This is a genomic window from Paenibacillus cineris, from assembly GCF_018333335.1.
In the GTDB taxonomy this organism is placed as follows: Bacteria; Bacillota; Bacilli; order Paenibacillales; family Paenibacillaceae; genus Paenibacillus_AQ; species Paenibacillus_AQ favisporus.
The window spans coordinates 442,796-456,353 of the sequence record NZ_BORU01000002.1 but is presented as its reverse complement, the minus strand read 5'-3'; the positions used below and the strand labels follow the sequence as shown (position 1 = coordinate 456,353).

The 13,558-nt window shown below is 56.7% G+C and carries 16 protein-coding genes and 1 pseudogene; 6 read left to right on the top strand and 11 right to left on the bottom strand.

The window, feature by feature from the left end; all coding sequences use genetic code 11:
- Positions 1–29: 29 nt before the first annotated feature.
- Complete coding sequence (locus KI379_RS22870) at positions 30–1,208, top strand: NAD(P)/FAD-dependent oxidoreductase (RefSeq protein ID WP_076172787.1); 1,179 nt, start codon at positions 30–32, stop codon at positions 1,206–1,208.
- 96 nt (positions 1,209–1,304) lie between these two features.
- Here KI379_RS22870 and KI379_RS22865 read toward each other — a convergent pair whose 3' ends face one another.
- Positions 1,305–3,266 (bottom strand): FUSC family protein, encoded by a 1,962-nt coding sequence (locus KI379_RS22865; RefSeq protein WP_212984994.1) that lies wholly within the window; start codon positions 3,264–3,266, stop codon positions 1,305–1,307.
- A 265-nt stretch (positions 3,267–3,531) separates the two neighbouring features.
- Here KI379_RS22865 and KI379_RS22860 point away from each other — a divergent pair, with 265 nt between their 5' ends.
- Together KI379_RS22860 and KI379_RS22855 are read left to right on the top strand one after the other, a co-directional pair.
- On the top strand, positions 3,532–3,804 hold the full coding sequence (locus KI379_RS22860; protein ID WP_076172785.1) for a hypothetical protein: 273 nt from the start codon (positions 3,532–3,534) through the stop codon (positions 3,802–3,804).
- A 44-nt stretch (positions 3,805–3,848) separates the two neighbouring features.
- Complete coding sequence (locus KI379_RS22855) at positions 3,849–4,685, top strand: L-lactate dehydrogenase (protein WP_212984993.1); 837 nt, start codon at positions 3,849–3,851, stop codon at positions 4,683–4,685.
- Between the two features lie 4 nt (positions 4,686–4,689).
- On the opposite strand, the gene KI379_RS22850 is transcribed toward KI379_RS22855, so the two are convergent.
- On the bottom strand, positions 4,690–5,142 hold the full coding sequence (locus KI379_RS22850) for a hypothetical protein (RefSeq protein WP_212984992.1): 453 nt from the start codon (positions 5,140–5,142) through the stop codon (positions 4,690–4,692).
- A gap of 92 nt (positions 5,143–5,234) precedes the next feature.
- Here KI379_RS22850 and KI379_RS22845 point away from each other — a divergent pair, with 92 nt between their 5' ends.
- The gene (locus KI379_RS22845) at positions 5,235–5,510 is read left to right on the top strand and encodes a hypothetical protein (protein WP_152399426.1); all 276 of its coding nucleotides are present in this window, start codon (positions 5,235–5,237) and stop codon (positions 5,508–5,510) included.
- A gap of 20 nt (positions 5,511–5,530) precedes the next feature.
- Here KI379_RS22845 and KI379_RS22840 read toward each other — a convergent pair whose 3' ends face one another.
- Together KI379_RS22840 and KI379_RS22835 are read right to left on the bottom strand one after the other, a co-directional pair.
- Positions 5,531–7,018, bottom strand: coding sequence for an amidase family protein (locus tag KI379_RS22840; protein WP_212984991.1), 1,488 nt, complete (start codon positions 7,016–7,018; stop codon positions 5,531–5,533).
- Positions 7,019–7,115: 97 nt separating this feature from the next.
- Positions 7,116–7,535, bottom strand: coding sequence for a VOC family protein (locus KI379_RS22835; protein ID WP_212984990.1), 420 nt, complete (start codon positions 7,533–7,535; stop codon positions 7,116–7,118).
- 65 nt (positions 7,536–7,600) lie between these two features.
- On the opposite strand from KI379_RS22835, the gene KI379_RS22830 reads away from it, so the two are divergent.
- Positions 7,601–8,017 carry a GNAT family N-acetyltransferase gene (locus tag KI379_RS22830; RefSeq protein WP_306433699.1) on the top strand — a complete coding sequence of 139 codons (417 nt, stop codon included), beginning with the start codon at positions 7,601–7,603 and terminating at the stop codon, positions 8,015–8,017.
- 88 nt (positions 8,018–8,105) lie between these two features.
- Here KI379_RS22830 and KI379_RS22825 read toward each other — a convergent pair whose 3' ends face one another.
- A complete protein-coding gene (locus KI379_RS22825; RefSeq protein ID WP_244879410.1) occupies positions 8,106–8,618 on the bottom strand; it encodes an NUDIX domain-containing protein in 513 nt (170 codons plus the stop codon).
- A gap of 146 nt (positions 8,619–8,764) precedes the next feature.
- Here KI379_RS22825 and KI379_RS22820 point away from each other — a divergent pair, with 146 nt between their 5' ends.
- Positions 8,765–9,259, top strand: a complete 495-nt coding sequence (locus tag KI379_RS22820; protein ID WP_212984989.1) for a hypothetical protein — start codon at positions 8,765–8,767, stop codon at positions 9,257–9,259.
- On the opposite strand, the pseudogene KI379_RS22815 reads toward KI379_RS22820, so the two are convergent.
- From KI379_RS22815 to KI379_RS22790, 6 genes and pseudogenes are all read right to left on the bottom strand, one after another.
- Positions 9,256–9,483 (bottom strand): annotated as a pseudogene (locus KI379_RS22815) (GNAT family N-acetyltransferase); the annotation flags it as partial. The gene KI379_RS22820 and the pseudogene KI379_RS22815 overlap by 4 nt on opposite strands.
- A gap of 104 nt (positions 9,484–9,587) precedes the next feature.
- On the bottom strand, positions 9,588–10,565 hold the full coding sequence (locus KI379_RS22810) for a potassium channel family protein (protein ID WP_373309608.1): 978 nt from the start codon (positions 10,563–10,565) through the stop codon (positions 9,588–9,590).
- Between the two features lie 81 nt (positions 10,566–10,646).
- A complete protein-coding gene (locus KI379_RS22805) occupies positions 10,647–11,036 on the bottom strand; it encodes a DUF350 domain-containing protein (RefSeq protein WP_076172775.1) in 390 nt (129 codons plus the stop codon).
- The gene (locus tag KI379_RS22800; protein ID WP_089549164.1) at positions 11,036–11,665 is read right to left on the bottom strand and encodes a hypothetical protein; all 630 of its coding nucleotides are present in this window, start codon (positions 11,663–11,665) and stop codon (positions 11,036–11,038) included. The genes KI379_RS22805 and KI379_RS22800 overlap by 1 nt, the downstream gene beginning before the upstream one ends.
- Positions 11,666–12,859 (bottom strand): glutathionylspermidine synthase family protein, encoded by a 1,194-nt coding sequence (locus KI379_RS22795; RefSeq protein WP_212984988.1) that lies wholly within the window; start codon positions 12,857–12,859, stop codon positions 11,666–11,668.
- Complete coding sequence (locus KI379_RS22790) at positions 12,856–13,551, bottom strand: hypothetical protein (protein ID WP_076172772.1); 696 nt, start codon at positions 13,549–13,551, stop codon at positions 12,856–12,858. The genes KI379_RS22795 and KI379_RS22790 overlap by 4 nt, the downstream gene beginning before the upstream one ends.
- Between the last annotated feature and the right edge of the window lie 7 nt (positions 13,552–13,558).

Here is a 13,558-nt window from a genome sequence, read left to right as displayed (position 1 = left end):
ATCTAACCAGTAAGGACGGAGGAAAAACCATGTCAAAACATATTGTCATTTTGGGTGCCGGTTACGGCGGCTTGCTTGCCGCTCTGACCGTACGCAAATATATGAACAAAGATCAAGCACGGGTTACGGTCGTGAACCAATACCCTACACACCAAATCATTACCGAGCTGCACCGTCTGGCTGCAGGCAGCATTGCTGAGAAAGCCATCGCTATGCCGCTCGAAAAACTGTTCAAGGGCAAAGAAGTCGACCTGAAGATCGCAACGGTCAACTCTTTCTCCGTAGACAGCAAAGAAATCAAGCTTTCCGACGGTTCCAGCCTGTCTTACGACGCTTTGGTTGTCGCACTCGGAAGTAAAACGGCTTACTTCGGCATTCCAGGGCTCGAGCAGTACAGCTTCGTGCTGAAGTCTGCTGAAGACGCGCTGAACATTCATAAGCACATCGAAGACCGCATTCGCGAATACTCCAAAACCAAAAACGAAGCTGACGCAACGATCCTCATCGGCGGCGGCGGCTTGACCGGCGTTGAGCTTGTCGGCGAAATCGCTGATATCATGCCGGGTCTGGCTAAAAAATACGGCGTAAATCCAGCCGAAGTGAAGCTGCTTCTGGTTGAAGCTGGCCCTAAAATCCTGCCTGTACTGCCTGATCACCTCATCGAGCGCGCGCAAAGCAGTCTGGAAAAACGCGGCGTAACCTTCCTGACAGGATTGCCTGTAACGAACGTGGAAGGCAACGTGGTTGACCTAAAAGACGGTCAAAAGATCGTAACCAACACCTTCGTATGGACAGGCGGCGTGCAAGGCAACCCGCTCGTAGGCGAATCCGGCCTCGAAGTAAACCGCGGACGCGCTACCGTTAATGAATTCCTGCAATCCACTTCCCATCCGGACGTGTTTGTGGCTGGGGACAGCGCCGTTGTATTTGATCCAAGCGGACGTCCACAACCGCCAACCGCGCAAATCGCTTGGCAAATGGGCGAGCTGATCGGCTACAACCTGTACGCCCTGCTCGAAAACCATGCGTTCGAAACATTTGCTCCGGTGAACTCCGGTACGCTTGCAAGCCTGGGCCGTAAAGATGCCGTTGCTACCATCGGCGAAAGCAACACGTCCCTCAAAGGTCTGCCTGCGTCCCTGATGAAGGAAGCAAGTAACATCCGTTACCTGTCCCACATCAAAGCTCTTTACACGTTGGCTTACTAATCTGTAAACCATCGTTTGACGCATTAAACCAAACAGCCCTCTTTCCAAGGCATTTGCCATGGAAGAGGGCTGTTTTTTGTTGGGATTGGTGCCCGCTCACCTGCCGTTCAGCGCATGCCGGAGATCGGCGAGCTCCTGCCTGATATCCGGCACCAGCGGCAGCTCCAGCCCGTCGGTTCCCTCTGGCTCCTCTTCCGTCTCCCGCCGCTGCTCTGCGGACTGGGCCATTTTCTCGAGATGGAGCAGCACCGCTCCCAGCTCCGGGTCGGGCAGGACGGGCCGGAGGGCGCTCAGCGCGTAGGAGTTCAGCACGTACCCGAACTGATCCAGCGACCAGATGACGGGCAGCAGTTTCTCCAGCTCCTCCTCGCTGCGCGGAATCTCGCCGAGTGCGGTCTGGTACACCGTCCTCAGATTGGACAGGTGCCGCCGCATGGAGCGCTGCTGGAGGATGAGGCTCAACCTCGCTGTGGCACTCGCAGGCTGCCGAATGAACAGCAGCGCCAGAAACTGCGCCTGGCTGCGGATCGTCCGGCCGAGAAGGTACGGAATCCGGCTGGAAGCCGAGCGGCTGCCGACCAGCAGCACGCCGATCAGGCCGATAACGCTGCCGACGAGCACGTCGGTCAGCCTGGCGCCGGCAAAATAGCCAAAGTTATGTATCCGGGTATTGGTCTCCGCCATCAGCAGCGCGTTGGGTGTAATGAACAGCATAGCCAGGGCGTAGTTTCGCACGATGAGCAGCTCCGTAAAAAAAGTGAACAGCATGATCGCAATGGATACGACAAATCCCTCCGGGTGGGTCCACAATATCGCGCTGGCGATGAGGATGCCAAGTATCGTTCCGAGGGATCGCTGAATCGCCCGGTGAAAGGTGGCGATGACGGTGGCGCCGAGCATCACCGAAGCACAGGAGAGCGGCACCCAGTAGGATCGGTTCAGCTGAAACGCATACGCAGCAGCGGCAGCCACCATCAAAATGACACCGAACCGGATCGCCTGCAGAAATACGATCGAGTCCTTATCCAAATTGCCCTCCAGGATGCTCCGCACCGGAGTGCGGGTCAGCTTGCGGCGGTCCTGCTCCACCTCGGGTTCCGCATCGCTAAAAATAGCATCCAGCTGCCCAACAAGGTCCCTCAGATCCCGGATGCGGGGATCCGGGCCGTCCGGCAGCGGCGTTTGAACCCATACATCCGGCTGCCCGCACGCTTCCCCTGCCCTTCTGACCGCGGCGCTGAGCCCGGGCGGCAGCTTCTCCCCCACGGCCAACGGAATTTTGTCCGTAATCAGATAAATGTGGTGCGCAAGCGAGTACATCCGCGACAACCGGCGCGGTGTTGCGTCGCTTCGCCGATCAAACCCGCCTGTCGCGAGCGTGGTTTCCGCGCTGTACATGGACAGCAGCGTCTGATGCCGGGCCCGGCTGTATTCCCGGGTGCCCGCACCATCCAATAGGGATCCCAAGTCGAGATACAGCTGGCGGACGGCGCCGACTTCGGGACCGTGCGGCCGAAGCAGCCAGCCGGCCATAGCAAAGCACCAGGCCAGCATTCCGCCTAGAAACACCAAGCCGCCGCGGAGGAACGCCTGGGAAGGATCGGGCGGCATCCCCGTGGCCAGCGTGAAGCTGAGCACGAAGAATAACGCTCCGGGACCTTTAAACTTCAGCACGCCAAACAGGTAAGACGTCGCTGCCCCGATGCAGCCCAGAACAAAGGCGGCAAGAAGCGGGTAGGGAGCCAGCAGCGTGCCCGCTGCCACAGAGAATGTCAGTCCCAGAGCGGCAAACAGAATTTTTTTGGCCCTAAACCCATACGGCTCGCTCGCCACGTACAGATAGGAGAAACCGCCTGTTCCTGCCAGCATCCCGTACGAAAATTGGCCAAGCCAAAACCCGATCAGGGATGGCAGGCCAATGCACAAGCCGGCGCATAAAGCCCGGTTCCACGGGAGCGCAACCTTCTTCATCTCAAAGGCTTGTTTGATGGTTTGCGATAAAAACCGGTGATGCTTTTTCGTTACCCCAACTTGGATCCCCCTTCCGCACCTGATCATGCCAAAAGAGCAGCCCCACACCTGTAAGGCCGCTCCCGGTTTACCATGTACTATATTTATTGCCAACCGTAATCCGCAATATGCTGACGCCCGCTTGCTCCTCCGCCCATTTTTGATGTCCTCTCGCATTGCGCCCTGCGGCCGAAACCTTCCACTCCGCGTGAGGAGCGAATAGCCCAAGCCCGATTCTCCATAAAATAATATGATTCCACGATTCAAAGTGCCGCTTCAAAATTACCCCAGGGCACAGGGCAGGAGGAAAGGAATGAAGAAGGACCTAGGGCGCCCCAGGCGGCGTTCCGAGTTTACGGTTTGGGTCGTGTCCCGATCCGATGTGTTTACGTTTGTGGTCTACGAAATTATTCTCAGCTCTGCGGTGTATGCCGGCCTCAAGCGGGCCAACGGGCATGAGCTGATCGCCATACTGGGAAGTTCGGTCAGCACGACCATGTGCAAAAGGTGGGTACGTCTGGATGCGCTGGCCTGGTGGAGGCGCGGGCGGGAGCTCCATATTGTTCCCTGGCCGAATCGCCCTTAAGGTAATTTGAGGAATTCTAGCTCACGGAGACGGAGGTGGCGGAAATGAAAAGAAGGAAGCGCAGGGTCGCCATCGTCGGCTCGGGCATGGTCGGTGCAACTGCAGCTTATTCCATGATCAACCAATCGATCTGCGATGAGATCATGATGGTCGACCGCACTTATGACCGCGCGCTGGCGCAGGCGCTCGACTTGTCGCACTGCATTGATTTTACGCATACGCGCACTTCGGTTTACGCTGGAACATACGCGGACTGTTCGGATATGGACGTCGTAATATTGACGGCAGGAGCTAATCCGAAGCCGGGCCAGACCCGGCTGGACGTGCTTGAAGAGGCGGTACTTATCACCCGACAGATCGTTACGCCGATTTTGAAGAGCGGCTTTGAGGGCATATTCATCACCGCGGCCAATCCGGTCGATATTGTCACCTATCTGATCCGGCAGTTGTCAGGCTTTCCACGGAACCGGGTCATCGGCACCGGAACGTCCATCGACACTTCGCGCAAACCGGTTCTGGACATTCTCTCACAACACAAGGAGCGATTTAAGCACGTGGACCTGACGGACATCGCCCGAAAAACGAAGGACGCCGGCTGGGAGATCTACACCCGCAAAGGATCTACGCATTTTGGCATCGGTAGTGCCATTGCCCACATCACCCGCTCGGTGCTGAACGATGAGCATAAAATAATCGCCGTGTCGGCCATCCTCGAGGGAGAATACGGCGAACACGGCGTGTGTACCGGCGTCCCGGCGATTATTCACAGCGACGGGATCCAAGAAATTATCGAGCTGAATCTGAATGAAGAAGAGCGCGGGCGATTCGCCTCCTCCTGCGGCGTGATCCGCAGCAATTTGGATAAGCTGAATCTGGTCTAGCCGGCTACATCCACCGGATAAAAAATCTCTGTTCCACGGGGATTGCATGCTCCTCCGCCCATTGGAGAAGCTCTGGCTCGCCAGCGGGCTGACGGGGCTGCAGGACAAAGCACAGCTTCATCGGCACGATCCGCCGCTGCTTCAGCTTGATTCCATACCAGCGCTCGTTGATCCACACGCCCTGAATGCCCGCAGCGGATACTTCCTTGCCTTCCAGAACAAGCTTTCCCGGCTCGAGCAGCAGTGACTTGGGTTTGCCTGCCGAGCGGAAGAGTGCAACCGTAATGGCCCCGGCAATAAATAGAAGCAGCAATATATTCATGACGTAAATACTTATTTTAAAATTGTCATCCAACGAATTAACAATTAACATTTGAATCGTAATGGCTAGAATCACAACCATGCTGATCAAAAATTTTGCCCGCAGCGGATATTTAATAGCAAGCTGGGAACGCATGGGCTGCCCCCTTTCCGTGTGTATTTTACATATTATGGGACGCAAGCTATACTGCTATCATACATCACTTTTCTGGAAAGGGGGAAGCCCGCGTGAATTTCGCCTTGATCGGTTTGGCGGCTGTCTTGATGGTGTTGTTTTGGTCCGCTCTAGTGATCGGGGGTATCAAGCTCCTGTTCAGCAAGGGATTAAAACGCAGGCTGGACCCGTTTATCCTGTTGTCACTCATTCTTGGACTGGCTGCCGTCGCCCGGATCGTCCAATGCTGGATTTACGGCCAACCTATGCCCGCAAGTCTCATCATGCTTTTCGTTTCCATCCTTCTGGTCGGGTCATCGCGGCGGCGTTACTTGAAAAACCAGCTTTAAGTTTTCACCATCCCCCTTGCCTACTCCAGGACAGGAGGCACCCGGTGCCTGGTGGCCTGTTCATAGCCGTAAGCGATCTTGATCAGCGTCGGCTCGCTGAAAGCCCGGCCGATAAAAGTGATCCCCTGAGGCCCTTTGGTGGTATAACCGCCGGGTGCAATGACTCCGCGCTCGGCGAATCCGCCCGGCACCGTAATGACGGGGAAACCGGCCCGTGCCGCCAGGTCATCTCCCCCTTCACTCCCCAGAAACAAGAGGGCATCCAGCTTATGCTCATCGAAAGCCCCGTTCAGCCCCTGCCTTGCCTGACTGACGCTGCGCTTCAGGCTGTCGGTATACTCCTTTTCGGACAGCGTGCCGCTGGTAGCCTCCGAATGGATCAGAACGTCCTGCCCGTAGCGGAGGCAGGTATCCGCATGCTCTTCATTGAACCGGATCACCTCTTCGAGTGAATGCACCGGCACGGTTTCCGGCAAGCGGGACAAGTAGTCATTGACCCCTTTTTTAAATTCATAGGTCAGCACATGGCCATCCCACTCCGCCTGCTCGCAGGATAATTCGACGGGATCGATGATCTCGGCTCCCTTCTCCTTCAGCACCCTGATCGCGGCTTCGATAATATTCAGCCGGTCCTCATCCAGATCCTGATAGTAAAACCTCGGAATCCCGATTCTCGCCTGCGGGAGACATTCGGCATCCAGAAACGGCGTATAGTCCGTATAAAATTGACCGCTGCTGCCATGTGTCACCTCATCCTCCGGGTCTACGCCGGTCAGAGCGCCCAGCAGCACCGCCACGTCGGCCACCGTTCGGGCCATGGGGCCCGCCGTATCCTGCGTATGCGATATCGGAATAATGCCGGCTCGGCTTACTAACCCGATCGTCGGTTTGATCCCGACGATATTGTTCTGGCTGGCCGGGCTGATGATCGACCCGGAGGTCTCCGTACCGATGGCGGCCGCGGCCAGATTCGCCGCCACCGCGCTGGCCGAGCCGGAGCTCGAGCCGCCGACGAACAGTTCGCCTGGTCCATAAGGGTTTAGACATAACCCGGCACGGCTGCTGTATCCCGACCACATCGTGCTGGACATAAAGTTGGCCCACTCGGTCATATTGGCTTTTCCGAGCAATACCGCCCCGGCGGCCCGCAATTTTTCCGCCACGAAGGAGTCCTTCACGGCTACCGAATCCGCCAGCGCCAGCGCCCCTGCGCTGGTATGCATCGCATCCCGCGTAGCAATGTTGTCCTTCAACAAAATCGGGATGCCGTGCAGCGGCCCGCGGGTGCCGATTTCGTACCGCTCTTCGTCGAGCCCCCGCGCGATATCCAGCGCCTCGGGGTTCACTTCGATAATCGATTTCAGTTTTCCGTCAAACTGCCGGATTCGTTCCAAATACAGCTGGACCAGCTCTTCCGAAGTGATGGTGCCGGTATTCATCGCTTCCTGCATGCCGGCAATATCGGCCTCCACGATCCACTCAGCCGGGTTTATTGGACTGCTGCTCATTATAATCGCCCCCTGGGTAAGCTGCCTTCGTCAGCATGTATCTGCTTACCATTTTTCGTAACACTTGATCTGTATAACCGCTTTTTCCTTTTGTATTCTATAGGCCGCTAGTATTTTGCAGCACGATGCGCCAGCCGTCCGGGTCGCAGATGGTGATGCCGTTAACGTCCCAGTACGGGTTCTCGGCTTTGACAGCCGGGTAACCCATCGCCTGAAGACGCTGCGCGATGGCATTTCGCTTGTCAGCATCCGGTATGTAAAACACCAGCAGATTGTCCTCTGAGGGCGGCGGCAAGGGAATCCCGTGTTCATGCTGCGTAAATTCAAGATGATAGGCGGAATCCGGCAAGCCGAACATCACACCGTCATAGCCTTGATGCTGCTGAAATGAGCCGATGACCGGCAGTCCGAGCCCTTCATGGTAGAACTGTTTGATTTTCTCAATTTGGTGCGTCGGGCGCGCCACACGGAACTGAACAGCCGGCATCTGCTCCGACCAGACAGGGTTGTTGTCCATGATAGACCTCCTATATAGTAAAGTCATACCAACTCATTACATTTTCAGGAAAGAAGGTACACTCAATGATTATTTACCAGGACCATCTGCAGGGAATCACGGAGTCTTCGGTTGCCCCCGGCTTTTTCGACGGCTGGCCCAACCCGCCCTCGCCCGCTGTGCTGATCCGGCTGCTTGCGAACTCTACCTTTATCATACTGGCTATGGATGCCGATACCAAGCGAATGATTGGCTTTATTAATTGTTTATCAGACAAAGTATTAACGGCCTATATACCTTTGCTTGAAGTGATTCCGGATTATCAGGGCCGGGGGATCGGCAAGGAGCTGACGGCACGGATGCTGGAGAGGCTGAAGGGGCTGTATATGGTGGATCTGCTGTGCGATCCGGATGTGCAGGAGTTTTACGCCCGTTTGGGTATGAAAAAAGCGACGGGCATGCTGATGAGGAACTACGAGCATCAATCAGGGGCCGAGCAATAGGAATAGGCGGTTTCCGGGTCTTCCGAACTCTAGGGGGAGGCGTTCCCAATGGACGACTTCTTCCTGATACAGGCGCGTTTACACGCCTTCATCGTTCCCCTCCCGATTCGCCGGCTGGCTGCTTCAGCGCCTCCTCCAGCACCAGTCCCAATAAGGCATGATCAATGACATAACGAAACTCTTCAGGCTCCACCCAAATTCGGGCCAGGCACTCGTTTTCCCGGTTAAACGGCAAGCATTCCTCAATGTCCATCCGGTAAAACAGCTGGTAGCCGACCAGCGGATACTTGCCGTTCGGGTCAAAATGCTCGTTCTCCTCGTGGCTCACTTCCATCATCCCGATGTACTCGGCACGGCCGCGGACGCTGCCTTCCTCCAGCACCTCGCGGTGAAACGCCTCCTCCGGCGTCTCGCCCGGCTCGACATGCCCGCCGGGGATATCAAAACCGCGCCCGTCCACATGGACGGCCAGCACGTTGCCCCGCAGCATACAGATGCCGTGAACGCTGGTCACTTTGGCCGGATCCGGCATGTCCTTCGTTGGGATCCAGGTCAGCTTGACCGGCTGGCCGCCCCATTCTACGCGTATCGTTTGACTCACAGATATAATCCTCCTTCATTGCAGTGCACGATGCTTGCCGTCAGCCTCCGCTCATTTCCTCAATACAAAATGATGAGGGCAGCGGGCATTTGATTCTCTTTCCACACTGCCCAAAGTACCTTAATATGGGAATGAATACTTGGGAGGTGACTACTATTCCTCGTAAACCACTATTCATATTATTTCTCTGCCGCCGCGCTCTGATCCTGCCCTCCGCACTCCTGGCCAGTGTTCTGCTGCTCACGACACTGCCGGGATGCGGCAGCCGAGAATCAGGGAAAACTGGTGCACACAAGACGGTACAAACCGGCATCTCGCATTCCTGGGCCTTTCCGTTTATCCGCTGGGATAGCCGTCTGTATCGGCTGACCGAGCTGCACTCCGTCAAACTCGGCACCCGCCTCGGCACCGTAGAAACCTACGCCGATGTCGAAGGCCACGAATACCACGGAACCTATTCCAATAAATACAAGGTGGGAACCGGCATATTTTCCATCCAGGGAACGGCTCCCGATCAGGCTATTGCCGTCCAGACCGGGAATGGGATCGATGTGCTGATCGAGTCTACGCTGAAGGATCCCCCCGATTCGCTGAAGCCGGCCGAAACCGCCGATCCAAGCGAGCCGGACCCTTCCCGCTAGTCTTCCGGATTGATGATGGCCAGCACCTGATGATCCTCCCACTTGCCGTTGATCAGCACATTGCTGCGGGCGATGCCTTCATGGTGAAAGCCCGCTTTTTCGAGCACGCGGGTGGATCCCAGGTTGCGTGGCATAACGCAGGCTACGATCCGGTGGAGCTTCAGCTCGGTAAACGCATAGTCGACCATTAGCCGCACGGCTTCGGTCATGTAGCCATTACCATTTTCGCCCGATCCAGAATACCCTTATATCTAAAAAAACCGAAAGCCCGCTCTTGCAGGCCATCGGTTCTTTCGGGAAATGATTTCTATTGACCAGTGCTTTGGCTTTATTTCCCGGCAATCCGCCGGTACGTCGCCTCATCGGCTACCACATACAGCCTCGCATCGGCCGGGATCGGCTCGCTTAACCGCCGGTTGATCGACATGTCGTTCCGGTCGGCCAGCAGGGTAGCGCCCTGCTCTAGCAGCGCCTGAAACGCCTCGCCATAGGTTTTCCAGGCCGGATTGCACGGAACTTCGTAGATATCGTCCCCGTGCTCGCGGCTAATGAGCTGGCTGATCACCGCCGAATTCCCCTCCTGCAGCGCAGCCCGCACCGCCAGGCTGGAGATCGCATCGTGGGACAGCACGAATTCGTTGACCTGGACAAACCGGAAGTTCTGAATGTGCTTCTCGTGCATGATTTCCACCGTCGTGTGCACCTCGGGCGCGATCCGTTCGATGCTCGAGGCGATCAGCAGCGACTTGCCGTCGGTCAGCGATGTTTCCTCGATCCGGGTGTCGGCGAAAATAATAGCCGCCCGCGCCCGCTCAATCCCGGCCTTGATCAGCGTCTCCGCGGACGAAGGATCCCCGCTGACAAAATGCACCTGGTGCATCTGCAGCGCCGGATGACGTTCCGTCTCATCGACGATGACGATCTGCGCCTTCGGGTCGTACGTGAGGATCTCGTCGATAGCGGACTTCGCCTTTCGGTTCCAATTGATTAAGATGACATGATTGCCTCCGTGAAAATTCAACGTTCCCGCCTCCCTTTGGCGCTGAATGCCCGCGATCGAATCGATGATTTTACCGATGACCAAGCTGAGCAGCCCGATACCGAAGATGTATAAAAACAGCGTAAATAGTTTACCGGCTACCGTAGCAGCAAAGAAGTCGCCGTACCCGACCGTGGCCATCGTCGTCATGACCCAGTACAGGGCATTAAACCAGCTGTGAAAGGTAGACGGCTCGAGCAGATAGGCGATCGTTGCACTCACCGTTACAAAAATAACAATAATCAGGCCAATCGTCGTTTTGCGCATCCGCATCATCCGGGCGGATAGCCGGAGGAAAAAATGCAGCGGTCTCACCCTCTCTTCAGCATGGCAGCTTGATCTACAGCTTTATACAATCAGGCTGCTGATGGCAAAAGCCATGCCGACGAACACCATGGACAAGAGGACGGCAACAGCCGTATTTCCCTTTTTCAGCTGCTCGGAAATTTTAAAGCCCGGGGTCACCAGCTCAAAAATCCAGTACACGGCGATCAGGCACACGTACCCGACGGCAAACCACATGGCCAAAAACCAGATGGACGTATTCGTATAAGCCGCCACGCCGAGAATGATGGCCGTCCCCAAAAATTTGCCCCCAAGCGCGATGCCGACGGCCGTATTGCCTTTCTTCAGCTCTTCCATGTCCTTAAACGGTGTCATCCAGCTGAAGATCACCATTCCGAGCAGCTGCAGGATGATGATGACGATGACACTGACAACAATATTAACGACGACCATTAACTGGCCCACCCCCTGAATTTGGCGTATGCCGAATCGTAATCGGCGAAATCATGAACTTCCTCGAGTTTGACGGAAACTTTCTTCTTCTTCTCCAGTTCCTTGTAACGCGCATCGTCGATCGGCTGCTTGATCCGGTTGCCGGAAGGCAGCTCCACGACCGCAAAGTCCCGCGTCTGATCCTTGTATTTTGTTTGGTATACGCCGACCAGGTCGACTTCGGTCGTCACGTTAACTTTCAGATTGGCCAAGTCCTTCTTGGCCTCCTCCTGCGTCTTGAACGTCTTGATCGTGTCCCAGGAGGACAGGCGGACGTCGGTCTTCTGGTTGGCACCGGTCGTCATCTCGGCGTCCATGTACTGCAAAGACCAAATTTTGTCCCCCGTAGCATAGTTGCCATCATTAGGCATCAGCTCGTTGTCCGGAAGGACCGTCATGTCACTGCCGATGAGATCGCCGACCGTTCCTTCGACAATCCGGTAATCCCAAGGAACCCGGGATACGTTCGTATCCTCCGACGTGGTTGTATCGAATACGGAGGGTTCATTCGAGGAGCATGCGCTCAGCAGGAGCGCCGCCAGCAGGAACAGTCCCAGACCCGTCCGGAAGAACTTGTGGTAGGTCTTCATTTATTTCACTCCCATCGCGATAAAATGGCTCGTATTCCCCGTAATCAATCCGCCCGCTCTTCCGAGCAGCCCGAACGGCTGTCCGTTGATCACGAACATACCGGTCAGCAGGTGCCGCGGCCCTGCGGCGGTCTCAATCCGCGGGAGCTCCGCCCGCAGCTGATAGACGGACGGGAACAGGACGCTCGTGTCGAATCCGGCCTCGTCCTGGATATCCATCTCTCCTTGTTCGTTATACATCCGCACCGATCCGCCCTCGCGGCCGAACATCGATTTGGACACATAGCTTCCCGAGAACACGGGCTTATTGTAGGTTGGCAAAATATATTTCTCCACCGTCTCCTGCTCCTGTTCGTCAAATAGGAGGCCCAGTTCATACAATCCCCAGGCCGCCGCCAGCAGTCCTTTGGACTGCAGCAGGATGCTGTGTGGTCCGTTAAAAAGCGCAAGCTTGCCGGTCTCGATCGCATAGGCAAGCGCGTCCCCGCCGTCGTCGACGGCCATCCACTCCTTCGGGTACAGCGCGAACATCCGCTTGATTTCCCGGCCCGTCGCGTCCTTGACGATCCCCTCGTCGATCCACAGATCGAGGCAGTCGACGCAGGTCACGGGAAGGCCGCTGTGCTTCACCAGCGCCTCGATCGTTCCCGAGTCCTCGAGGTGGCTGCCGTAGGCGACGCAGGCGGCGGTATCCGGGCGCTCCACGGCCCAGGCAGCCTTCACGAGCTCCTTCATGCGCCCGTTCGGCGTCGGAATTCCCGCTTCGCCGCACAGCCAGGGGGTCGCGATCGACGCTTCCACATAGCCGGTCGGCGTATCGGCGTTCAGCTCATACAGCTTGATGCTTCCGTCATGGCCGACCGCGTAATCGAACCGGGCATAACGGCTGATCAGACCTTGCCCTGGAAGCGGACAGTCGTCCAGCATATCCCACAAAATCTGCGGAATGCCGATCAGTTCATACAGGTCGCGGCGCTTGTGCACATAGCGGACCGTCTTGTCGAGCACGCCCCACAGCCTCGAGGAGGCCTCCTCGAGTTCGCGGTACGTCTCCCCGTTCATGACGACGATCTGGTCCAGCCAGTACTCCTCGTCCTCCAGATCGGCCCAGGCAAAGCCCAGCTTCCGCAGCTGCTCCACCCGCTCCGCGCGCTCACCGGTTCCCGGGGCAAGCACCTCAAATACACTGCTCATCCGCCAAAACCGCCGCTTCTGGAGCTGGAGTGGGAGCTCGAAGAGGAGCTGAATCCGCTTGACTTGCCGCCGATGCTGCCGGACGAAGACGACGTTCCTCTCCGGGTGATCGATCCGGTCGAAGTCGACGTCTTCGGGCGCACCGTCGAGCCGACGACCGGCTTGTTCTGGAACGTGCCGCTGGTATAGGACCGCGGCTTATACGTTTGGCTGGTGCCGGTGTAGTACGTCGGCCGGCCGTTGTAATAGTTGGTGGTAGAATAGCTGGATCCGCTGTTGAACAGCATGTGGTACAGCAGCAGGTCATCCCAGCCGAATCCGGAATGAGCCGAGCCGTAATTGTTAATGACGGTCGTTCCGCCGCCTGACGATCCGGAGCCTGTCGACGCCGATTGCCCCTCCTGGTCTTCCTCCGGCTTCTCCTTAAGCGGAATGTTCCAGTCCGCGTTTTTATCAAAATACTGTTTAACTTCCTCTGTCGACCAGGAGACCAGGATCGGTTCATCCGCCGCGGTCTGGTCACCTGATGTATTGGCCGACGCTCCGGCCGCTGTCGCTCCCGGGATCAGAAAGGCATTGGCCAGCAGCGCTACGCCCAGGGACGTGGACAATACCCGGGCAGCCTTCCCTTCAACCGGAAAACGTCTTGATCCGGATTCGTCGCTCCGCTTCGCCTTTTCTTCGTTTGCCATGATCGCA

Bases quoted from the DNA above. Each gene is read 5' to 3' on its own strand.
- KI379_RS22805 (WP_076172775.1), bottom strand. From the start codon at position 11,036: ATGGTCGTCGTTAATATTGTTGTCAGTGTCATCGTCATCATCATCCTG.
- KI379_RS22860 (WP_076172785.1), top strand. From the start codon at position 3,532: ATGAAGAAGGACCTAGGGCGCCCCAGGCGGCGTTCCGAGTTTACGGTT.
- KI379_RS22795 (WP_212984988.1), bottom strand. From the start codon at position 12,859: ATGAGCAGTGTATTTGAGGTGCTTGCCCCGGGAACCGGTGAGCGCGCG.
- KI379_RS22850 (WP_212984992.1), bottom strand. From the start codon at position 5,142: ATGCGTTCCCAGCTTGCTATTAAATATCCGCTGCGGGCAAAATTTTTG.
- KI379_RS22835 (WP_212984990.1), bottom strand. From the start codon at position 7,535: ATGGACAACAACCCTGTCTGGTCGGAGCAGATGCCGGCTGTTCAGTTC.
- KI379_RS22855 (WP_212984993.1), top strand. From the start codon at position 3,849: ATGAAAAGAAGGAAGCGCAGGGTCGCCATCGTCGGCTCGGGCATGGTC.
- KI379_RS22790 (WP_076172772.1), bottom strand. From the start codon at position 13,551: ATGGCAAACGAAGAAAAGGCGAAGCGGAGCGACGAATCCGGATCAAGA.
- KI379_RS22830 (WP_306433699.1), top strand. From the start codon at position 7,601: ATGATTATTTACCAGGACCATCTGCAGGGAATCACGGAGTCTTCGGTT.
- KI379_RS22840 (WP_212984991.1), bottom strand. From the start codon at position 7,018: ATGAGCAGCAGTCCAATAAACCCGGCTGAGTGGATCGTGGAGGCCGAT.
- KI379_RS22870 (WP_076172787.1), top strand. From the start codon at position 30: ATGTCAAAACATATTGTCATTTTGGGTGCCGGTTACGGCGGCTTGCTT.
- KI379_RS22865 (WP_212984994.1), bottom strand. From the start codon at position 3,266: ATGATCAGGTGCGGAAGGGGGATCCAAGTTGGGGTAACGAAAAAGCAT.
- KI379_RS22800 (WP_089549164.1), bottom strand. From the start codon at position 11,665: ATGAAGACCTACCACAAGTTCTTCCGGACGGGTCTGGGACTGTTCCTG.
- KI379_RS22810 (WP_373309608.1), bottom strand. From the start codon at position 10,565: ATGCGCAAAACGACGATTGGCCTGATTATTGTTATTTTTGTAACGGTG.